Origin of the sequence: Burkholderia arboris, from assembly GCF_038723655.1 — a bacterium.
Classification (GTDB): Bacteria; Pseudomonadota; Gammaproteobacteria; order Burkholderiales; family Burkholderiaceae; genus Burkholderia; species Burkholderia arboris.
On sequence record NZ_CP109821.1, the window covers coordinates 15,126 to 35,231 of the forward strand.

Here is a 20,106-nt window from a genome sequence, read left to right on the forward strand (position 1 = left end):
TCTAGTTCAAATAGGGCGTACGGTGGAATAGGGCGACTTCTCACGGCAATATGTGCGGCGTGGTTGATAAATTTAATCTGGACGCCTATTAGAGTCCAAGGTTAAAAATTGCTGCTTCACATCACTCGCCCGGGCGAACTGTACAGGCGCAGATCCCGTACTAAACAAGGGGAGCGGGTCACCGGGCGTGTGCACCCGGCTAAGCGAACATGACACTCGTAAATGCCTCAGTAAAGCCCGAGATGCGCTGCCCGACTCTTGCTTTGAACGGCACCGCCCACATATCTGGAATGGCGGAGGCCGGCGAAATTTACCCTCAGAAGGCCATCACAGGCCATTGAACCTCATCGAGTAGAGCGTCGCTAAGCGCCCGATGAAGCGGGTGTAATGATAGTCGTCCGTGTCAGGCAGTATGGTGTTGCTCGTGGGCGATACAGAAACCGGAGTTCGGCCATCGTTGCGGCAATCAATCAAAATAGCACCAATGCCATCGAAGCCCGTATCGTTTGTGGTGGATCGCCGCTGCAACTCCCTCAACCCCTCCAATACCAGCAGGGCATTCTTCGGCTGAACATGATGCGAGATTTCGGGAGTTCTTGCTGAAAGATCAAACTTGTTAATATCCGGCGAAATGAACTCGTCCGAGGTGTTGACCATTACCAACCCAGCAGCAATGGCATGTGCGCTGTCGCCGTGTATCGTCTGAAAGCTGGAAGTCAGTTCGTCCTTGAGCCGGGGTCTCGCCTTCGAAAAGGCAGTCATTGCTGCTTTTGCCTCGATTGCGAGAAGAACAGATGAGACATTGGCGATCGGCAGCGTCGGAAGCTCCGCCAATGCATCCCTCTCTGCTGGGGCCAACCTGATGTCATAGCTACCAACAAGTTCGGCGAAATTTACGGCAGCTTTTTTGCCGCTCTTGGAGCTCCCCGCCGATCCTTGGGTCGTGTATCGACAGAGCACGAGGTCCAAATTCTTCTTCTTATGGTTTCGATAGTCGCTCATCTCATGATTGATACCCAACCCAACCTTGCCCTCGCGAACGTGCTTGCGGAGCAACGGACACGCCAGCAACAAGTCGAGCATAGCACCCCAGCATGCCACTTTGGAGTGCCTGTCCGACCGCGAATGGTATTGCCAACTGTTCCCGTAGGCGAAACCTTTTCCTGAACCAAACGTGGGAATGGAAAGAGTTCTTGCCAAGATATCAGGACAGTACATTGTTATATGCAAACCACGTAACTATGAAAGCGTAAGTGTAGCTCACTTAGCTTGAAGGACCTCCTTTCATTCGAATCTTCTGCCGCTCACCATACCTATACGTCACCAAACACACATCATTTGATCACTCAAAATGTATCGGTAGATTGGGCGATGTCACGGAAGTTGGCAGACCATGCCCTAGCCGGCGAGCGGCGGAGTACAAAAAACTCCACTAAACCGCTCAAGGTTGTCGTCGATTGTTCTAGTGATATCCGACACCCCAACTGAGACCCCTCGTACCTGCAAAGAAGCAGTGCGGTTCGCCGAAGTGTTGCTCGGCACGAAAACTGGCCCTTTTTTGAGAGGCCTTGATGGCCATTGGGTGGGCTCGAGTTTTCTTGACGTCCATGCTACGATTCAACGTTTGCTTGAACCTGCTGGAGTATGCATGCCCAAATCGCTAGAAATCACTGCCATTTTTGGGGGTATTGGTGGCTTGGAACTCGGACTCCACCGGAGCGGGCACCGGACCTCGCTTTTCTGCGAGTGCGACCCCGAAGCAACGACGGTGCTCCAGCACCAGTTTGCAGGCGTGCCAATCGTTTCAGACATCAAGCAAACGGACGAGGTACTGGCCAAGATCTCTCCCGCGTCGAACCTCTTGACTGCGGGCTTCCCTTGTACCGACCTCTCACAGGCCGGACGGACTCGGGGATTCGCTGGCGGACGGTCGAGCTTGATTCGCGAGACGATTGAACTGCTTCGTCGCCGCCCCTTCGCAAACGTCTTAATCGAAAATGTCCCCAACTGGCGGCACCTGCACAAAGGTGAGTACATGGCGGAGGTTCTCTCCGCTCTGGAGGGCCTTGGTTATCGATGGGCATACCGGACGATCGACGCGCTTGCGTTTGGTCTTCCGCAGCGCCGAAACCGTATCTTCGTGTTCGCAACGTTGGAGGGCGATCCGCGCCGAGTACTCTTCCATGGGAACCACGCCCCAGTTGAGGGTGAAAAGAGTCTGACGGAATCCGCACACGGTTTCTACTGGACCGAAGGCACCAGGGGGCTCGGATGGGGTGAAGACTGCATTCCAACAATGAAGGGGGGCTCTGCGATGGGCATACCCTCTCCACCGGCGATTCTGCTGCCTGACTTGTCAGTCATCACTCCGTCCGCCAACGACGCCGAACGACTCCAAGGCTTCCCTGACGGTTGGACCGATTTTGAGGGTGTCGTCGATGAAAACGGACACGTGTTCAACAAGCGTCGCCGGTGGATGCTCATAGGTAACGCCGTGAACGTCGCCGTGTCGACGTGGCTGGGCGAACAGCTTGCGACTCAGCGCCCTTACGAAGGGGAGCCGGGAACACCGTTGGTGGAGGGCAAGTCTTGGCCTGCCGCCGCTTGGTTCGATGGAAAGGTACGATATGAAGTTCCGATCGGGACTTGGCCTGTGAACGAAGACCGCCAACCATTGGCGCGCTTTCTCAATCACTCTGGCGCCCCCCTCTCGCTTCGAGCCACTGCCGGTTTCTACAAACGCATCTGCGAAAGCACGCTTCGATTCAAGCCCGGATTTAAGGAGGCAATTGCTGCCCACCTCAAGAGGATGGAGGCTTTCACGATCATAGCTACGCCGAAGGCGCCCAAGAAACCGGCGGTGGAAAGCGTAGAAATGGCCTAATGGAAATCGCATGGCGCGTATGCAAGTACCAACCGATCAAATCATGTCGGAGCGGATGAAAAGGTACGTCGTCGCCATACCAAGCCTGAAGTCAAACTCCGCAAGCTGCTTTGGTCCTGAAGTCTACGATATCGTTGCAATTTTGCAGGGTTGCCTGGCAGTTCAGACTTGGTCAATCGACGTGAAGGCTGGACGATCTTCGTAAACGGCTGCTTCTAGCGCGGCCACCAAGGCTGCAAGCGGATCAGGTCTTGTACCTCGGCCGGCGTCATCGGCCCCCTGACCAACTGGTCCAGCAGTTCCTTGGGCAGTTCAGGCAGCGGCCCGAGGGCCGCTGCCTAGGATGTTACCGTTCTTCGCTTCTTCTTCATCGGCATATCCATGACTTTTACCTCTCATGATATGCCCCGCCCACAAAATGACGGATAGGTGCGGCCGCACGCAATAGCAGCCGGCCTCGTCAGCACCAGCCTTCAGCTACTCATCCCTCAACCGCTCTCGATAACGAGCGTCCCTCGCTCGAATCGAATCGAGCCATTCTGCCCATTCCTCTTCGCTCAGATAAGCGCGAGCTGATGATCGCCGTCTATCGATAAAAGCCTCCTGTTCGGCCAAACTCAGACTCTTCCAATACCGATCCCACACATTCTCATACCAATACTGCGCATCGCCCTGCAGGTTGTATATCAACGACCCGAGTTCGTACCACGCAAGCCATGGCGGTGGCGGATTGAATCCGGCTGCCGAAACCGAGCGAACAAGCTCGACATCGTTCGTCAGCAAACTAACCTGCTTTCCAGAGTAGCGATCGACACCCGAAAAGAAAGCGTGAATCGATCCATCTCGCACAAACTGGCATGACCTTACTCGCTCCCTGCCGGCGACCACAAGATTGACGTAGACCGGGAACTGCTCGACTTCGACATCCTGCGTCAGGCAGAACGCTTTGACGCCAAGGTTCCCCATCCATACCGCCCCGGGATAGTCAGGAATCGACTCCGATTGAAGTGCCTCCGGCGTTCCTGCAAACGTCTCGCGTAAGTACGTCAGATCCGCCTCGAAAAGCTCCTCAATCGCCATCTGTTGCTGCTCGAACAGCTCTCGCGACGCACGCCTGCCCTGGCGCCCATCCATGAAGTCGCCAAACATTCTCTTCAAGATCGACACATCAACTCCCGTCATTTCCCGACGATCTCGTCAGCAGCAAGCCCGCCTCCGAAGTACCCGATGGACCCGAAGACCAGGCCACCGACAAGTCCCGTGATCACGGCGCCCGGTCCCGTCTCAATGCCGACCAGTGCTCCGGCAGCTGCTCCCATCTTCCAGCCAGCAATGGCACCACCCCACCCGCCCATCTGACGAATCACCTCTTTCTCAATCGGCTTCATGGACTTTGCCTCGAACGACTCGTTGGTGGCAACGACAAGATCGTAAGCGGTGAATCCAATTCCAATGACTTGAACCACCCGCGCGAATTTGACCAGACCGAGTGTGACTGCCAGCCCGCGCGTGGTGTAAATTCCGGACGGAGGAACCATCGGATTCGGTTTGACGAGCACCTCTTTGTCGAGCCCTTCCGCATAGCTCTTGATACGGGCAATTCTGTTTTTGAGGTGAGGGTACTCCGCCGCGTATCTATCCAACTCCAGCCGGATCTCCTGCGTCGTTACAAGCTTCGCGCCTGCTCGCTTGGCTTGTGCGATGTCGACGTAAAGCACCTTGCCCTTGAAGCGATCAGCTCCTTCTGGAAAATCGCTGCTAGTGGAGATGTAGCTCGTCAGCTTGTCGTAGCCCATCACGTGCTCGGCGATACTCGCGCTTGAGCCTGGCCCCTTGGGCCACAACCCGTATTTTTCCGGGTGCACTTCCCGCATGGCCTCGAGCGGCCCCAGGCGAAGTGCCTGCAAGTATGGATCGTGAATGGTCGTGTAGCAGCGCCGAACGAGAAACCCGTCTTTGCCCGGCTCATCTACCACCACAAGCACGAACACGCGCGCGGGCATCAAATGTCCGAGGACGTCGTATTGTGATCCCGATCGATCGTTTGTCGGCGCTCGATAAATGTAATCGCTCATTGCTCCCACCTTTCCAGAGCTTGAATGCCTACCGCGATGTCGAGCTGCTGAGGGTTGTCTGTATAGACGCGAGGACAGTAACCCTGGCTATCGGTTAGCCCTTCGTATGTGGCACCCGTTGCTGAACGAATGTGATACGGCACGCCGGATATTGGATTCCCCGCACTATCCACAACTCGCACCTGCTCGTCGTACGATTCGCGACGAGACGCTGGGAGCTGATTTCCTGCAGGGGAGAAACCCATCTGGGCAAGCTCTCTTGCCGTGAACTCCTGAGAGGCCGTATCTTGAGAAGCCAGCATCACGGGACTGGGATGGCAACGACAAGCACACCGGTCGCCATCCAACGCAGCTTGCTTGTCCATGATCAAATGTTGCCACCTCGGCCCATCAGCGACGATGACGCCTGTCGAGTCACATGCCGGACAGGAAACTTCGGCCCCCAGAAATGTCACCGGCGTGCCGTGATGCAGGAAGAGATCCATGCCTTCCAAAACAACGCCACCGCTCGATGACTGGTCTCCTTTTTTAAGATAGAACCGCTTCATTCTTCTTCGCCTTATTTTATTAGGTATGCGAAGTCATATCATGCAGATCATCACAAAACTATTGGACAGGTACGAAACCCTATCTACGGACAGCGCAGATCAACTCGTCACATCTACCGATCGGCTAATCCGCACGTCACGGTGATTTATGAGACGCGGCAGGCACTAAACTGGCCATACGCACTGAATGACGTATCCACCCCGCACCTCTTCGACCGCTCGACTACACCTATGGCTTTTTCGGATCGACTCGCAACCTTTCGCAAGCAGAGAGGGTTCACCCAACAGCAAATGGCCGATCGCGCAAAGGTTCACATGGTGCAGATCAATCGATATGAAGCCGGGCTGACTCGTCCGAATCTCGACGTGATGAAACGCCTTGCAATCGCTTTGCGTGTAAGCACCGATTCGTTGCTATTTGATTCGTGCGAGTTTCGACTGGACGAGGACTTCCGCCCGATTTTTGAAGGCTTGCGGGCACTCGGTCCCGAGGAAAAGCTCGTCGCTAAATCGGTACTTGAGGCCTTGCTTCTCAAGCATCGAATGTCTGTCGGCGGGCCAGTCGCGCCAGCAGTGGGAAAGATCGTATCTCTCGGAAACTTGAATTCAACGAAAGACTGAAGAGAGCAAAGCAGTAGAAGCGCGGGCCGCATGGGCTGCCACCCATACGACCCGCTAACCACAACCAACTCATCATCGGAGTCGGAAATGGCTAACGCCAATCATAAGTCACGCCCCGTCGTAACGGAACGCTTCGTCAAGATTCAAGAGTCAGCACGCCATCACTCCTTGTCTAGAGTCCTCCGTGCCATCAGAGCACATCGGAAACTGAACACGACGTATTACCCGTGGATAAAATTGGCTGGAGTATGGCTTGAGGATGCGGGATTCGAGGCCGGAGAACGCGTCCGGATTACTGTCGAGGACAAGCGACTCATCATCACGCCGATGTGATCGGCGCGTTGCCCATGGTAGGCGTCGCACGTCACTATCCGCGCGGAGGCGCGGTGCCCGATACTCCGCACCGTTAGTAACTGTGACAAGCGACGATTGTTCTGCAAGTGCAGCGGGCCGACCACTCAGGTCCGCTGTCGTGTAGCGCATCAACAAGAAAGCGACCCATACCAGGCGCACCACACATTTCCATCGCCGAAATGCAAAAACCCCCGCCTTTCGGGCGGGGGTTTCTGGCTTAGGGAGCCTGACGATTACCTACTTTCACACGGGAATCCGCACTATCATCGGCGTAGAGTCGTTTCACGGTCCTGTTCGGGATGGGAAGGGGTGGGACCGACTCGCTATGGTCATCAGGCAAAGAGGGTTGTTGCGCTGCTTCGCAGCACAACCAATCTTGGAAGAAGCAGTAATTTGGTTGGGTTGTGAGGTTGTATCTCACACATATGCGGTACTTCAACCGCTGTACGTCGAGTGCGCTGCACTCGACGCTCGACATCCGTAAGCGCTGAAGCGCTAACGGCTGTCGAGACAGACTTGTTATAGGATCAAGCCTTACGGGCAATTAGTATCAGTTAGCTGAACGCATTACTGCGCTTACACACCTGACCTATCAACGTCCTGGTCTCGAACGACCCTTCAAGGGGATCTAGTCCCCAGGGATATCTCATCTTAAGGCGAGTTTCCCGCTTAGATGCTTTCAGCGGTTATCTCTTCCGAACATAGCTACCCGGCGATGCCACTGGCGTGACAACCGGTACACCAGAGGTTCGTCCACTCCGGTCCTCTCGTACTAGGAGCAGCCCCCTTCAAATATCCAACGCCCACGGCAGATAGGGACCAAACTGTCTCACGACGTTTTAAACCCAGCTCACGTACCTCTTTAAATGGCGAACAGCCATACCCTTGGGACCGGCTACAGCCCCAGGATGAGATGAGCCGACATCGAGGTGCCAAACACCGCCGTCGATATGAACTCTTGGGCGGTATCAGCCTGTTATCCCCAGAGTACCTTTTATCCGTTGAGCGATGGCCCTTCCATACAGAACCACCGGATCACTATGACCTGCTTTCGCACCTGCTCGACTTGTCGGTCTCGCAGTTAAGCACGCTTATGCCATTGCACTATCAGCACGATTTCCGACCGTACCTAGCGTACCTTCGTACTCCTCCGTTACGCTTTGGGAGGAGACCGCCCCAGTCAAACTGCCTACCATGCACTGTCCCCGACCCGGATCACGGGCCAAGGTTAGAACCTCAAACAAACCAGGGTGGTATTTCAAGGACGGCTCCACCGAAACTAGCGTTCCGGTTTCATAGCCTCCCACCTATCCTACACAGATCGGTTCAAAGTCCAATGCAAAGCTACAGTAAAGGTTCATGGGGTCTTTCCGTCTAGCCGCGGGTAGATTGCATCATCACAAACACTTCAACTTCGCTGAGTCTCGGGAGGAGACAGTGTGGCCATCGTTACGCCATTCGTGCAGGTCGGAACTTACCCGACAAGGAATTTCGCTACCTTAGGACCGTTATAGTTACGGCCGCCGTTTACCGGGACTTCAATCAAGAGCTTGCACCCCATCATTTAATCTTCCGGCACCGGGCAGGCGTCACACCCTATACGTCCACTTTCGTGTTTGCAGAGTGCTGTGTTTTTATTAAACAGTCGCAGCCACCAGTTTATTGCAACCCCTTCACCCTTTGCCCGCAGGGGCATCAAGCTACAAGGGCGTACCTTATCCCGAAGTTACGGTACCAATTTGCCGAGTTCCTTCTCCCGAGTTCTCTCAAGCGCCTTAGAATACTCATCTCGCCCACCTGTGTCGGTTTGCGGTACGGTCATCGTTAGACTGAAGCTTAGAGGCTTTTCTTGGAACCACTTCCAATTGCTTCGCTCCCTAAGGAGCTCGCGCCACACCCTTGAATTCCGCGCCCGGATTTGCCTAAGCGCCTTCTCCAATGCAGCGACCGGGACTTCCAACACCCGGACAACCTTCCGCGATCCGTCCCCCCATCGCATCTAACAATGGTGCAGGAATATTGACCTGCTTCCCATCAGCTACGCATTTCTGCCTCGCCTTAGGGGCCGACTCACCCTACGCCGATGAACGTTGCGTAGGAAACCTTGGGCTTACGGCGAGGGGGCCTTTCACCCCCTTTATCGCTACTCATGTCAGCATTCGCACTTCCGATACCTCCAGCACGCTTTTCAACGCACCTTCGCAGGCTTACGGAACGCTCTCCTACCATGCGTGCAAAGCACGCATCCGCAGCTTCGGTATATAGCTTAGCCCCGTTACATCTTCCGCGCAGGACGACTCGATCAGTGAGCTATTACGCTTTCTTTAAAGGGTGGCTGCTTCTAAGCCAACCTCCTGACTGTTTTAGCCTTCCCACTTCGTTTCCCACTTAGCTATATTTGGGGACCTTAGCTGGCGGTCTGGGTTGTTTCCCTCTTGACACCGGACGTTAGCACCCGATGTCTGTCTCCCGTGATTGCACTCTTCGGTATTCGGAGTTTGCTATGGCGGGGTAATCTGCAATAGACCCCCCAACCATGACAGTGCTCTACCCCCGAAGGTGAGACACGAGGCACTACCTAAATAGTTTTCGGAGAGAACCAGCTATTTCCAAGTTTGTTTAGCCTTTCACCCCTATCCACAGCTCATCCCCTAACTTTTCAACGTTAGTGGGTTCGGACCTCCAGTACGTGTTACCGCACCTTCATCCTGGCCATGGATAGATCACTTGGTTTCGGGTCTACGCCCAGCAACTGAACGCCCTATTCGGACTCGCTTTCGCTACGCCTGCCCTATACGGTTAAGCTTGCTACTGAACGTAAGTCGCTGACCCATTATACAAAAGGTACGCCGTCACCCCTTACGAGGCTCCGACTGTTTGTATGCATGCGGTTTCAGGATCTATTTCACTCCCCTCCCGGGGTTCTTTTCGCCTTTCCCTCACGGTACTGGTTCACTATCGGTCGATCACGAGTATTTAGCCTTGGAGGATGGTCCCCCCATCTTCAGACAGGATTTCACGTGTCCCGCCCTACTTGTCGCACACCTAGTTCTTTCATACTGTTTTCGCCTACGGGGCTATCACCCGCTATGGCCGCACTTTCCAGAGCGTTCGGCTAACAATACAAATAAAGAGTGCAAGGCTCATCCCATTTCGCTCGCCACTACTTTGGGAATCTCGGTTGATTTCTTTTCCTGCGGTTACTTAGATGTTTCAGTTCACCGCGTTCGCTTCGCATGGCCTATGTATTCAGCCATGGATACTCCAAAAGGAGTGGGTTTCCCCATTCGGACATCTACGGATCAAAGCTCGTTTGCCAGCTCCCCGTAGCTTTTCGCAGGCTACCGCGTCCTTCATCGCCTGTGATCGCCAAGGCATCCACCACATGCACTTGTTCGCTTGACCCTATAACGAGTCTGTCTCGTCGACAGTCGCTACAGGTTGAGTTCTCGCGTTGTGCCGTATTCCAATTGAGTCAAACATAGAGTTCGAATCATCTTGAGATACATCGATACAATCACAACCCGGATAGTTTCCACGTCCATCTCAAGACGCTTCCGCTATCCAAATTACTTACTTCTTCCAGATTGTTAAAGAACGACAGCCGATATCTGTTGATATCCTCTGACTGGCTCAATCGCCAATGAGAAAAACTCGAACCAAACTTCATTCGAATGTTTGTCATTGAAGATTATTGAATGCGGCCGGCATTTTAACCGGTTTAACCGCAGACAGCTAGTCTGTCTTAATCAACAGCCGATAAGCGTGAGCGCTCAACTTTGCGAGAAGCTCTAGAAAGGAGGTGATCCAGCCGCACCTTCCGATACGGCTACCTTGTTACGACTTCACCCCAGTCATGAATCCTACCGTGGTGACCGTCCTCCTTGCGGTTAGACTAGCCACTTCTGGTAAAACCCACTCCCATGGTGTGACGGGCGGTGTGTACAAGACCCGGGAACGTATTCACCGCGGCATGCTGATCCGCGATTACTAGCGATTCCAGCTTCATGCACTCGAGTTGCAGAGTGCAATCCGGACTACGATCGGTTTTCTGGGATTAGCTCCCCCTCGCGGGTTGGCAACCCTCTGTTCCGACCATTGTATGACGTGTGAAGCCCTACCCATAAGGGCCATGAGGACTTGACGTCATCCCCACCTTCCTCCGGTTTGTCACCGGCAGTCTCCTTAGAGTGCTCTTGCGTAGCAACTAAGGACAAGGGTTGCGCTCGTTGCGGGACTTAACCCAACATCTCACGACACGAGCTGACGACAGCCATGCAGCACCTGTGCGCCGGTTCTCTTTCGAGCACTCCCACCTCTCAGCAGGATTCCGACCATGTCAAGGGTAGGTAAGGTTTTTCGCGTTGCATCGAATTAATCCACATCATCCACCGCTTGTGCGGGTCCCCGTCAATTCCTTTGAGTTTTAATCTTGCGACCGTACTCCCCAGGCGGTCAACTTCACGCGTTAGCTACGTTACTAAGGAAATGAATCCCCAACAACTAGTTGACATCGTTTAGGGCGTGGACTACCAGGGTATCTAATCCTGTTTGCTCCCCACGCTTTCGTGCATGAGCGTCAGTATTGGCCCAGGGGGCTGCCTTCGCCATCGGTATTCCTCCACATCTCTACGCATTTCACTGCTACACGTGGAATTCTACCCCCCTCTGCCATACTCTAGCCTGCCAGTCACCAATGCAGTTCCCAGGTTGAGCCCGGGGATTTCACATCGGTCTTAGCAAACCGCCTGCGCACGCTTTACGCCCAGTAATTCCGATTAACGCTCGCACCCTACGTATTACCGCGGCTGCTGGCACGTAGTTAGCCGGTGCTTATTCTTCCGGTACCGTCATCCCCCGACCGTATTAGGGCCAAGGATTTCTTTCCGGACAAAAGTGCTTTACAACCCGAAGGCCTTCTTCACACACGCGGCATTGCTGGATCAGGCTTTCGCCCATTGTCCAAAATTCCCCACTGCTGCCTCCCGTAGGAGTCTGGGCCGTGTCTCAGTCCCAGTGTGGCTGGTCGTCCTCTCAGACCAGCTACTGATCGTCGCCTTGGTAGGCCTTTACCCCACCAACTAGCTAATCAGCCATCGGCCAACCCTATAGCGCGAGGCCCGAAGGTCCCCCGCTTTCATCCGTAGATCGTATGCGGTATTAATCCGGCTTTCGCCGGGCTATCCCCCACTACAGGACATGTTCCGATGTATTACTCACCCGTTCGCCACTCGCCACCAGGTGCAAGCACCCGTGCTGCCGTTCGACTTGCATGTGTAAGGCATGCCGCCAGCGTTCAATCTGAGCCAGGATCAAACTCTTCAGTTTAAACCTGTTACTGTTTTCGGTTCAGTTAAGAACCGGTCGCTCACTCAAAGCTGACAGGAATATGAATCACTTCATAAACCTGACTTACTTTAGTGTGAGACTCTTGATACTTTCGCTATCTGATCCGAGGATCAGCTCGCTTCCATCAAGCGCCCACACTTATCGGCTGTTAATTTTTAAAGAGCATTCTGCGAGGAACTTCGTGCTTCTCAGCAGCGCTGCGTTTTCAGCAGCAGAGAAGCGAGATTATCAACCGTTTTTTAAAACTCGTCAACAACTTTTTTAACTACTTCGTTGCGACGACTGCGGTTTAATTTCGTGTGCACTGAAGTTGTTAAAACCAACTTCAACAGCACCGCTTCCCTTCTTTCCCCCGCGCTGCGTTTCCGTTAGCGCGAAAGAGGCGTGATTCTAAGCACCTGCCTCCATCTCCGCAACCCCCTTTGTGAAATATTTTTGACATGCCGTGCCGGGGGCCGCTGAGCCTCCCTCGGTGCTCATATATAGGCGGCACGGCGGAAGCCGCCTCGGTCACCCGTGAACAGCCCCCGCCGCCGCGAACGCAATCTTGCGTCGATCACCGCCCCACCATCGCCCTCACCACGCCGTCCCGCCGAATCAGCCCGTGATACAGCGCCGCCGCAAAGTGCGCGAGGAACGTCAGGAAGAACAGATAGGCCAGCACGCGATGCGCAACCCTGAGCCGGGCGAACGTGACCGGATCAGCCGAAACGATCGCCGGCAGCTGCACGCCACCGCCCAGCGTCACCGGATAGCCGCCCGCCGACAGCATCGCCCACCCGATCAGCGGCATCGCCACCATCAGCGCATACAGCACGAGATGCGACCCGTGCGCGGCCACCTTCTGCCACCACGGCAGATCCTCGGGCAGCGCCGGCGGCTTCGACAGCACCCGCACCACGATCCGCATGCACACGAGCACCAGCACGGCCACGCCCAGCGGCTTGTGAATCGCCACCAGGATCTCGTGCCGCCCGGAAACGGACGCCACCATCCCCACCCCGATGAACAGCATCGCGAGGATCATCGCCGCCATCACCCAGTGCAGCACCCGCGCCGGCAAGCTAAACGTCGTCGAAGCTTTCATCATCGCCCCTCCCCACTCAATCGCGCCACGCCGGCCACTCCGGCCTCTTCGCTCGTGCGTCGCAGATACGAATCCGCATACGCCGCCGACCGCGCCGCCAGCAACGGATCGCCCGACACCTGAATCCCCTGCGGCAGCACCGTCGGGTCGTAATTCACGTCACGGCACGGCCCGCTGTCCTGCGCCTCCACGCGGTCGAGCACCAGCGTGCCCGCATCGATCGTCGTGCGCTGCGCGGGCCAGATTTTCGTCGCGTCGTCCACCGGGTCGCCGGGCTCCGCCAGCGTGACCAGCAGCTTCCACTTCTGCGCACCGGCCGCGATGCGCTGCGTCACGTCCTGCTGAAGCACGTTCGGATCCCCGGCCGTCGCGATGTCGCCGGCGCCGGCCGTCTGCTCCGGCACGACGCGCCACCGCACCGCCTGGCGCGTGCCGGCCGCGTCGACGAAGTAGAACGCGTTCAACCCGTAATAGCTTTCGGTGACGTAGCTCGCGCTCGGCTTCGCACCCTTCACCCATTGCAGGAACGCGGCCGCCTCCGGATGCGCGCCGAAAAACGCCTTCACCTTCGCCGGATCGGGCTTGCCCGACTTCGGATCGGGCCGGGTCGCGAGCGTCTGCTGGTAGAACGCCTGCGGCGTCGCCACCGGAAACACCGGCATCGCGTTCATCCCGGTCCGCCATTGCTCGCCGTCCGGCGCGGTGAGCTCCAGCGCAAGACTGCGGATCGGCACGCTGCTGTCGGGCGCATACGGATTCCCGCCCGGCAACGCGAAGCGCCCGACCACCGGCGTGCGTACCGCCTTGAAGAACGGCGCGACCGAATACGCGCTCGCGGCGCCGTTGCCTTCGAAATAACCGGTCACGCACACGCCCTTCGCGTGATTGCGCCGGAAGCCGGGATGGATGCCGCTGTTGGTCTGCAGCGCGTCGACGAGCCGCTGCGGGGTCAGACGCGCCGGCGCAAGCCAGCCGCCCGCGTAGCCGAACGCGACGGCCACGCCGGCCACCGCGCCGCCGATCACGGCCCAGCGCCACCACCCGCGCCCAGGCTCGCGCTGCGGCGAAGAAGAGGAAGATTGCTTCATGAATGCGCTCCCGATCGTCAGATCATTGTCGAACGCGCGTAGGACGCCACCCGCGCCGCTTTATTCCACGGAAATTTTTTTCGTATGCTGGAGGGAATAATCGGCGCCGCCCGGCGTCCTACGCGGCATCTCGACCCATTCGGCAACCGGCCCGGCCATGCCCTCCACCGCCCTCGACGACGACGCACTGCGCGAACTCATCCCCAGGCTGCGACGCTTCGCCCTCTGGCTGGCGCGCGACGTCCACGCGGCCGACGATCTCGTCCAGTCGACGCTCGAGCGCGCGCTGTCGCGCTGGACGAGCCGTCGCGACGACGCGTCGCTGCGCAGCTGGCTCTTCACGATCCTGTACCGGCAGTTTCTCGACGGGAAGCGCAGCGCGAAGCGCTACAACTGGCTGCTCGGCCGGATCCGCGACGACGACGAAGCGCACTGGCCGTCCGCCGAACGCGAATTCACGGCGCGCGCGACGCTCGAAGCGTTCGGCCGGCTCTCCGACGAGCAACGCAGCCTGCTGCTGCTCGTCGCCGTCGAGGGCTTCACCTATCAGGAAGTCGCCGACCTGCTCGAGGTGCCGATCGGCACCGTGATGTCGCGGCTCTCCCGCGCGCGACAGGCGCTGCGCCAGCTCAGCGACGGCGAGCTTCCTGCTCCTTCTCTCCGGTTGATGAAGAAATGAACACGCCTCCGAACGAACACGACCTTCAGGCCTACGTCGACGGCCAGCTCGACGACGCGGCGCGCACCGCAGTCGAGCGCTATCTCGCGCTGCATCCGGAGCGCGCCGAACAGGTGAAGCAATGGCAGCAGGATGCGCAGCGGTTGCGGGCCGCGCTGGAGAGCGTGCGGATGCCGGCCGATAACCCCGCGCTGGATCCGGCGGCGATTCGCGGCCGGCGGGCGGAACGCTCGCGGATGCGGTTCGCGGTCGCGGCTTCGTTCGTGTTCTGCGTCGGGCTGGGGACGCTGGGCGGGTGGCAGGCGCGCGGCTGGAACGCCGCGCCGCCCATCGCGCCGATGAGCGATGCAATCCAGGCTTACCGGATGATGGTGGTCGATCAGACGGCCAAGGTCGATTACCGGCCGACCGGTGCGGGCGATCTGCAGGGGTGGCTCACCAAACGCGTGGGCGCCTCGGCGAGGCTGCCGGATTTGAGCGCGGCGGGGTTCAGGCCGGTTGGCGGGCGGCTGTTCACGACGGACAGCGGGGCCACGGCTGCGATGGTGCTCTATGAAGACGAGGCCGGGCGGACGCTGAGCTTCTATCTCCGTCCCGCGGAATCGGAACATCGGCTGCTGCCGGCCGGGCAACGCGTGGATGGCGCGTTGCTGGCGCGGTATGGATCGGTGAACGGGCTCAACTATGCCGTGGTCGGGCCGGCCGGGAGTCTTGGGGAGAAGGCAGTCGCGCAGGCGCTCGATCAGCAGACTTGAGTGGTACGATGCGCGCCCGGCTGGCGGTCGATGGTAGCCGCCAGTGCCCGGAAGGATGCGGCTTTGCTGGTTGGGCGCGCTCACGCTCACCATTCGCCTGCACAGCGTTTCGACTGACTTCTCTGAACGGTTGTCCACACCGGAACGGGCTCTGCGCCCTCACCCTTGAAATCACAGGGTTTCCAGTCGCCTCGGAACGAGATATCCACATCGATCACGACGGTCGCCACGCGCTGCCATCGCCCGAATCGCTCACCGTGGTCGGGCACAGCGATGCGAGTCGTTCGGGAGCCGGATATCCACAAGCCGCCATGCCGACCGCGCTCGAACAACAATCGGACTGGCGCATGCACGCGAATCCGCTTACGCAAACGACCAGCCGCCCCTGCACACAGCAGCATTTTCATCACGATGGCCGGTGCGTTCCTGCACCGTTCGAAGTGCGCCCCACACATCGTCGCGTCCTCGATCCAGACGGCTGATGTCGACACTCATGGCACGCACTGAATGTCGGAATCGTTCACCTTCGCCGTATTGCCCTGCGGTGCCCGCATCTCCGGAAACAGTCGCGCAACCGGCTGTTGCGAGGCCACCCAGTCCGGATAATCGGCCTGCATGTCCTGCAACAGCCGGGCGCGGTTGTCTTCGCTATAAGACGCCCGGATCAACGCGAGCGTCGAATAAGGTGCCTTCATGGGCATCTCGAAAGCAGGCAGCTCGCCGAACGCATCCAGCCGGCTCCCGACCACCGCCACTGCGTTCAACGGCGGCAACCCGGACGATCTGGCCTTCATGCGCCGCCAGCTACAGACCTGTTCGACACGCGTCGGGTGTTCCGACAGCGGCACCTCATCGGCCGGCGCCGCCTCCGCTTGCGGCAATTCGACCGCGTAAACGTACGCGGGCTGCGCCTTCCAGGGGTGGGGTCTCTCGGACCACATCCGCCAGTCCCAAAGCGGAAGGTAATCCTCCGGCCAGGTATAGCGGAGTCCCATCCGGTCGCCCCACTTCACAGGTACGCCAATGTTTCCCGGATAGTCGTCACCGAGCACACGCGGCCTAGCGTCGTCATTGCTCACGATCAGATAGAGAACGCCATGCCGGACGAGGATGACAGGAATCGGAAGACGCGGCCCCGGAGACCAGTTACCTACCGAGTATTTGATCGGCGGCAGTATCACGCCGCGCTTGAGAAAGTGCCGGCCGCCATCCTGCGAAAGAAACACATTGACCAGCGGACAGGGAATGTTGCCGGACCACTCGCCATTACATCGGCGACTACGGAACACCCCGCCGAGCAATACGATCGTCTCAGGATCGTCCGTCCGAAAGGTGGTGTACTGCAAGTCGCTTTCGTCGGGAAAAAACGTCGAAATGTGGCGCGCGTCATCGACAAAGCGCCACTCGGCACGCTCGGAGAAGTTGGTGCGTGGAATCAGGATCGGCGCAAGCTCCAACGAGCGATGTGCATCGAACTGCACCCAGGGATAGTAAGGGCCGACGATGATTCTGGGGTCGTTCGTGACCGCCTGCGCACCGGTGCCGATCGTGGCCGCCAGAAGCAGCGTCGACAACCGCATTGAAAACGGCTTGCGCTTCGCGCTCAGGAACGGCAATTTCGTCGCGCCCCGCATTCGCGCAAGCAATCCGTGCATGGTCTTCCCGCCTCTTTGATTGGTGTTATCTGGCTATGAACCGGCCTCTCGAGCTGCCATCGTATCAGCAGACCGGTGCAGCCCTCCCGGATCGGCATGTCGCAGCCCGGTATCGGAACCACCGCGCATGTCGCCGAAGACGCGCCCCCCCACCGCTCGACTGCACAGCATTTCGAGTCGGATGAGAGCGGGATGTCCACACGCGACTGCCGCACACCATTCCCGCCATTCCGATCTCGCTCACCCGTGGTTTGCACAGCGTTTCGAGTGTGCTGCGGAGTGGTTGTCCACAATCGCACGCCTTTTGCATCGATGGTTTGCGAGGACTCGGCGTTCCACGCAGATGCCCACCGACGCATCCTCCTCCGTTCACCGCTGTTTGCGGATCCGTTATTCACATGCCAGGCGGATGCTGCGCGCGTATCGAACGATATCGGCTATCGAGTCATTTCATCCCGAATACCCCGAGGACGTCACCCGTTTCCGGCGAGATGGCGTATTCGATCGACTTCCCAAGCCGGTTCGCGTTGCCCAGTCCGCGCATGCGTGGAATCAGCTTAACCGGGAATGCGTCGGTGAAGACGGCGTCGTCGGGCTCCGGGTCCGCCATCGATGCCCTTCTGTCCTCGATGCAGATCTCGACGTTGGGCAGACCCTGCCCGGCCTTCGCAAAATCCTCATGGGAGAGCTTCAGGCCGAGCACCGTCGCGGTATTGAGCTGGACGGAATATCGTTCGATCGTGCCGAAACTCAGCTTGCTCATCGTGCTCTCCACGCATCACGGATTCATGCTGGTCTGCGGCGCTTGCCGCGGCTCGCGTGATTCAGTCATGCCGTTCGATGACGTATTGCGCCGGCCCGCGCCATGCAACCGTACGGTACCCGCTTCGAACCACGCCGATCTCGCGGTAATACTCGACGAGCGCCTGCGGGCTCCAGTCGCGGCCCGCCGAGAACAGTGCATCGAGGTCGATGAGCGCAGCTACGAGCGCCTAGCGGTCGTCATCGTCTGCGATCGCACGTTCCCAGCGATCGGAATGCCGAGCAAAGCCCAACCGGATCAGCCCATCTGCGGCAGCCGAGACGTCGGTCACAACAACGGCAACGTGGCCGGCAACGTCCGTCACCAGCATCTCATCGACAGGTGCATTCATCGCGCGCTTCGTCCAGTGTCATCCGCTGTGATCACCCTGCCTCCTTCGTGAGCCATCTAACGATCTCTGCGACGTCCTCGCCGGACAGCTTGCCGACACGATCAACAGACACCCCATAGTCGAGATCGAACTTCACGTTGAACCGCTCGCCCTTGTAGCGGCAATACAGAACGTCGGCTTCCGGGATCGACACGCGTTGCTCGAACACGATGTCGCCCGGATGTTGCTGCATCCGGTACACGACTGTGTCGATATCGAGCGCGTCGAGTTGGGTCAACGAAGAATCGGTCATGTGCCGTGAGCCGGTCCACCGGGCCTTTGCATCCTGGATGCCGGCGATTCTACAGACATGACGGCTCACGCATCACCCACGCGCTTCACAGCTTCCCGATTCGTTCCTCTGTTCGCCGCACGCCGTGCATATCCTGCACGGATCACAGTCGACGGACTGTGCTTATCCAAAGGTGTTAACAGGGTTCGTATATATACGTAGTGATAGTTAACAAGCGCTGTGCCCCACAGTGGATAACCTCCGTAACGCACTGAATTTTCAACACGAAGCGGGATGCATAACCATGGGTGTGGCACGTGAACAGCTCCGCGCAGCACAGAACAACTTTTCGTCGATTCACAGACTCGCCGACATATCCTCAATCGTTCCACTGTGAATCCAGAGGCTTGCCGGACGGTTATCCAGAGGGCAATGTGGATAACATCACCCCACCTCGACACGTTTTGCTGTGATGTGAAGCGGTGAAGGCAACGTGTCCGGCATCGCCAGGCACCATCGATCGTCAGCGTCCGCACGTGCCGATTCAAAAAATTTTCACGAAGGGGCTTGTGCTCCTCCAAAACCCTCTCTATAATTCGCGGCTTCTTAGGCTCGTAGCTCAGTTGGTTAGAGCACCACCTTGACATGGTGGGGGTCGTTGGTTCGAATCCAATCGAGCCTACCAACGAACAAAATGAAGGGGTCCGGCAGCACAACTTGCCTACAGGCAATGCGGCTCGCCAAACATACAAACGCCACGCGGCAACATCGCGTGGCGTTTTTCTTTTCCGGTCCGAAACAGCGCAGGGTGCCCCGATGCGTTGCGCGACACACGGCCCGGCCTCGCATCGTCACCGACATCCCGACCCGCCATACAACCGCCATTGCGCGGCGAGTAGAATCGTGTGCATGTCGAAGCGGCTGCACCTCGCGTCGCCCGATTTCCACCGCATCAAAACAACAACGCGCGCGCCGCGCAACCGAGAGCACACGACCATGTCCGAGGTCACGACCGCCGCATCGTCCGCGAGCAACGACGAAGTCACCGCATACGTCGGCAAGAACGCCGGCTGGTTCGAACGGAAATGGGCAATCGCCGAATCGCGCAAGAGCCGGCAGTCGTGGAACTGGGCCGCGTGCTTCCTGGGCCCGGTCTGGATGGCCTATCGATGCATGTACTGGCAGGCGGCCGCCGTGTTGGGCGTCACGCTCGGTATCACGCTGGTCGAGCTGCTGTACTTCCCGAGATACCTCGAATCGAGCACGCTCGACCCGGTCACGATCGGGATCGCGGTGTCGCTCGGCTGGTACGGGAACGGCATCTACAAGACGCACGTCGAACGCAGGATCGAGAAGCTGCGCCCGAACGCGACCTCCCGCGAGTCGTTTCTCGCGTTGCTGGAGGCGCAGGGTGGCACGAACTGGCTGGCGGCGACGGGCTTCGCGGTCGCCACGCCGGTGCTCGGCTTCCTGATGATCTTCATGCGCAACGTTATCGTCGCGATGCAGTAACCGGCGACCGGCAAAGCAGGGCGGCGAAAGCAGGAAGGCGCGAGTGGAGGGCGGCCACGCCGTGCTGGCGCACG

16 protein-coding genes, 1 tRNA gene, 3 rRNA genes and 1 pseudogene are annotated in these 20,106 nt (G+C 58.1%); 8 read left to right on the forward strand and 13 right to left on the reverse strand.

What is annotated here, in order from left to right:
• Positions 1-327 precede the first annotated feature (327 nt).
• Positions 328-1,083: a hypothetical protein gene (locus tag OHZ10_RS00050; RefSeq protein WP_342703279.1), complete on the reverse strand. Its 756-nt coding sequence runs from the start codon at positions 1,081-1,083 to the stop codon at positions 328-330.
• 565 nt (positions 1,084-1,648) lie between these two features.
• Here OHZ10_RS00050 and OHZ10_RS00055 point away from each other — a divergent pair.
• Complete coding sequence (locus tag OHZ10_RS00055) at positions 1,649-2,884, forward strand: DNA (cytosine-5-)-methyltransferase (protein ID WP_342703281.1); 1,236 nt, start codon at positions 1,649-1,651, stop codon at positions 2,882-2,884.
• A gap of 242 nt (positions 2,885-3,126) precedes the next feature.
• Here the strand turns inward: OHZ10_RS00055 and OHZ10_RS00060 are convergent.
• The 4 genes and pseudogenes from OHZ10_RS00060 to OHZ10_RS00075 all read right to left on the reverse strand — a co-directional run.
• Positions 3,127-3,255, reverse strand: a pseudogene (locus tag OHZ10_RS00060) (IS256 family transposase); the annotation flags it as partial.
• A 106-nt stretch (positions 3,256-3,361) separates the two neighbouring features.
• Entirely contained in the window at positions 3,362-4,066 is a 705-nt protein-coding gene (locus tag OHZ10_RS00065; protein WP_342703283.1) for a hypothetical protein, read from the reverse strand.
• On the reverse strand, positions 4,063-4,959 hold the full coding sequence (locus OHZ10_RS00070; protein ID WP_342703285.1) for a glycine zipper family protein: 897 nt from the start codon (positions 4,957-4,959) through the stop codon (positions 4,063-4,065). Before OHZ10_RS00070 ends, OHZ10_RS00065 begins: the two co-directional genes overlap by 4 nt.
• Positions 4,956-5,507 carry a PAAR domain-containing protein gene (locus OHZ10_RS00075; RefSeq protein WP_342703287.1) on the reverse strand — a complete coding sequence of 184 codons (552 nt, stop codon included), beginning with the start codon at positions 5,505-5,507 and terminating at the stop codon, positions 4,956-4,958. The genes OHZ10_RS00070 and OHZ10_RS00075 overlap by 4 nt, the downstream gene beginning before the upstream one ends.
• 231 nt (positions 5,508-5,738) lie before the next feature.
• Between OHZ10_RS00075 and OHZ10_RS00080 the strand changes: the two genes are divergently transcribed.
• Positions 5,739-6,128 carry a helix-turn-helix transcriptional regulator gene (locus OHZ10_RS00080; RefSeq protein WP_342703288.1) on the forward strand — a complete coding sequence of 130 codons (390 nt, stop codon included), beginning with the start codon at positions 5,739-5,741 and terminating at the stop codon, positions 6,126-6,128.
• Positions 6,129-6,215: 87 nt separating this feature from the next.
• A complete protein-coding gene (locus tag OHZ10_RS00085) occupies positions 6,216-6,461 on the forward strand; it encodes a SymE family type I addiction module toxin (protein WP_342703290.1) in 246 nt (81 codons plus the stop codon).
• A gap of 245 nt (positions 6,462-6,706) precedes the next feature.
• On the opposite strand, the gene rrf is transcribed toward OHZ10_RS00085, so the two are convergent.
• The 5 genes from rrf to OHZ10_RS00110 all read right to left on the reverse strand — a co-directional run bounded on the left by rrf (position 6,707) and on the right by OHZ10_RS00110 (position 14,006).
• Positions 6,707-6,819 (reverse strand): 5S ribosomal RNA (rrf, locus tag OHZ10_RS00090).
• Between the two features lie 186 nt (positions 6,820-7,005).
• A 23S ribosomal RNA gene (locus OHZ10_RS00095) occupies positions 7,006-9,887 on the reverse strand.
• A gap of 390 nt (positions 9,888-10,277) precedes the next feature.
• A 16S ribosomal RNA gene (locus OHZ10_RS00100) occupies positions 10,278-11,810 on the reverse strand.
• Together the 16S, 23S and 5S rRNA genes form the textbook arrangement of a ribosomal RNA operon.
• A 577-nt stretch (positions 11,811-12,387) precedes the next feature.
• Positions 12,388-12,921: a cytochrome b gene (locus OHZ10_RS00105; RefSeq protein ID WP_342703291.1), complete on the reverse strand. Its 534-nt coding sequence runs from the start codon at positions 12,919-12,921 to the stop codon at positions 12,388-12,390.
• Complete coding sequence (locus OHZ10_RS00110) at positions 12,918-14,006, reverse strand: catalase family peroxidase (RefSeq protein WP_342703292.1); 1,089 nt, start codon at positions 14,004-14,006, stop codon at positions 12,918-12,920. The genes OHZ10_RS00105 and OHZ10_RS00110 overlap by 4 nt, the downstream gene beginning before the upstream one ends.
• 157 nt (positions 14,007-14,163) lie before the next feature.
• Between OHZ10_RS00110 and OHZ10_RS00115 the strand changes: the two genes are divergently transcribed.
• Positions 14,164-14,685 carry a sigma-70 family RNA polymerase sigma factor gene (locus OHZ10_RS00115; protein ID WP_059527789.1) on the forward strand — a complete coding sequence of 174 codons (522 nt, stop codon included), beginning with the start codon at positions 14,164-14,166 and terminating at the stop codon, positions 14,683-14,685.
• Positions 14,682-15,440, forward strand: coding sequence for an anti-sigma factor (locus OHZ10_RS00120; protein WP_342703294.1), 759 nt, complete (start codon positions 14,682-14,684; stop codon positions 15,438-15,440). The genes OHZ10_RS00115 and OHZ10_RS00120 overlap by 4 nt, the downstream gene beginning before the upstream one ends.
• Positions 15,441-15,931: 491 nt before the next feature.
• Here OHZ10_RS00120 and OHZ10_RS00125 read toward each other — a convergent pair whose 3' ends face one another.
• Positions 15,932-17,095: a hypothetical protein gene (locus OHZ10_RS00125; protein ID WP_342703295.1), complete on the reverse strand. Its 1,164-nt coding sequence runs from the start codon at positions 17,093-17,095 to the stop codon at positions 15,932-15,934.
• A 445-nt stretch (positions 17,096-17,540) separates the two neighbouring features.
• Positions 17,541-17,858 (reverse strand): hypothetical protein, encoded by a 318-nt coding sequence (locus tag OHZ10_RS00130; RefSeq protein WP_342703296.1) that lies wholly within the window; start codon positions 17,856-17,858, stop codon positions 17,541-17,543.
• Between OHZ10_RS00130 and OHZ10_RS00135 the strand changes: the two genes are divergently transcribed.
• Complete coding sequence (locus OHZ10_RS00135; RefSeq protein ID WP_342703297.1) at positions 17,851-18,300, forward strand: hypothetical protein; 450 nt, start codon at positions 17,851-17,853, stop codon at positions 18,298-18,300. The two genes, OHZ10_RS00130 and OHZ10_RS00135, sit on opposite strands and share 8 nt — an antisense overlap.
• On the opposite strand, the gene OHZ10_RS00140 is transcribed toward OHZ10_RS00135, so the two are convergent.
• Complete coding sequence (locus OHZ10_RS00140) at positions 18,281-18,541, reverse strand: hypothetical protein (protein WP_342703299.1); 261 nt, start codon at positions 18,539-18,541, stop codon at positions 18,281-18,283. The genes OHZ10_RS00135 and OHZ10_RS00140 overlap by 20 nt on opposite strands.
• 587 nt (positions 18,542-19,128) lie before the next feature.
• Between OHZ10_RS00140 and OHZ10_RS00145 the strand changes: the two genes are divergently transcribed.
• Together OHZ10_RS00145 and OHZ10_RS00150 are read left to right on the forward strand one after the other, a co-directional pair.
• Positions 19,129-19,205: transfer RNA gene (locus tag OHZ10_RS00145), tRNA-Val, on the forward strand.
• Positions 19,206-19,516: 311 nt separating this feature from the next.
• Positions 19,517-20,032 (forward strand): DUF2628 domain-containing protein, encoded by a 516-nt coding sequence (locus OHZ10_RS00150; protein ID WP_342703300.1) that lies wholly within the window; start codon positions 19,517-19,519, stop codon positions 20,030-20,032.
• Positions 20,033-20,106: the final 74 nt, after the last annotated feature.

Bases quoted from the DNA above. Each gene is read 5' to 3' on its own strand.
- OHZ10_RS00050 (WP_342703279.1), bottom strand. From the start codon at position 1,083: ATGCTCGACTTGTTGCTGGCGTGTCCGTTGCTCCGCAAGCACGTTCGC.
- OHZ10_RS00055 (WP_342703281.1), top strand. From the start codon at position 1,649: ATGCCCAAATCGCTAGAAATCACTGCCATTTTTGGGGGTATTGGTGGC.
- OHZ10_RS00065 (WP_342703283.1), bottom strand. From the start codon at position 4,066: ATGACGGGAGTTGATGTGTCGATCTTGAAGAGAATGTTTGGCGACTTC.
- OHZ10_RS00070 (WP_342703285.1), bottom strand. From the start codon at position 4,959: ATGAGCGATTACATTTATCGAGCGCCGACAAACGATCGATCGGGATCA.
- OHZ10_RS00075 (WP_342703287.1), bottom strand. From the start codon at position 5,507: ATGAAGCGGTTCTATCTTAAAAAAGGAGACCAGTCATCGAGCGGTGGC.
- OHZ10_RS00080 (WP_342703288.1), top strand. From the start codon at position 5,739: ATGGCTTTTTCGGATCGACTCGCAACCTTTCGCAAGCAGAGAGGGTTC.
- OHZ10_RS00085 (WP_342703290.1), top strand. From the start codon at position 6,216: ATGGCTAACGCCAATCATAAGTCACGCCCCGTCGTAACGGAACGCTTC.
- OHZ10_RS00105 (WP_342703291.1), bottom strand. From the start codon at position 12,921: ATGATGAAAGCTTCGACGACGTTTAGCTTGCCGGCGCGGGTGCTGCAC.
- OHZ10_RS00110 (WP_342703292.1), bottom strand. From the start codon at position 14,006: ATGAAGCAATCTTCCTCTTCTTCGCCGCAGCGCGAGCCTGGGCGCGGG.
- OHZ10_RS00115 (WP_059527789.1), top strand. From the start codon at position 14,164: ATGCCCTCCACCGCCCTCGACGACGACGCACTGCGCGAACTCATCCCC.
- OHZ10_RS00120 (WP_342703294.1), top strand. From the start codon at position 14,682: ATGAACACGCCTCCGAACGAACACGACCTTCAGGCCTACGTCGACGGC.
- OHZ10_RS00125 (WP_342703295.1), bottom strand. From the start codon at position 17,095: ATGCACGGATTGCTTGCGCGAATGCGGGGCGCGACGAAATTGCCGTTC.
- OHZ10_RS00130 (WP_342703296.1), bottom strand. From the start codon at position 17,858: ATGAGCAAGCTGAGTTTCGGCACGATCGAACGATATTCCGTCCAGCTC.
- OHZ10_RS00140 (WP_342703299.1), bottom strand. From the start codon at position 18,541: ATGACCGATTCTTCGTTGACCCAACTCGACGCGCTCGATATCGACACA.
- OHZ10_RS00150 (WP_342703300.1), top strand. From the start codon at position 19,517: ATGTCCGAGGTCACGACCGCCGCATCGTCCGCGAGCAACGACGAAGTC.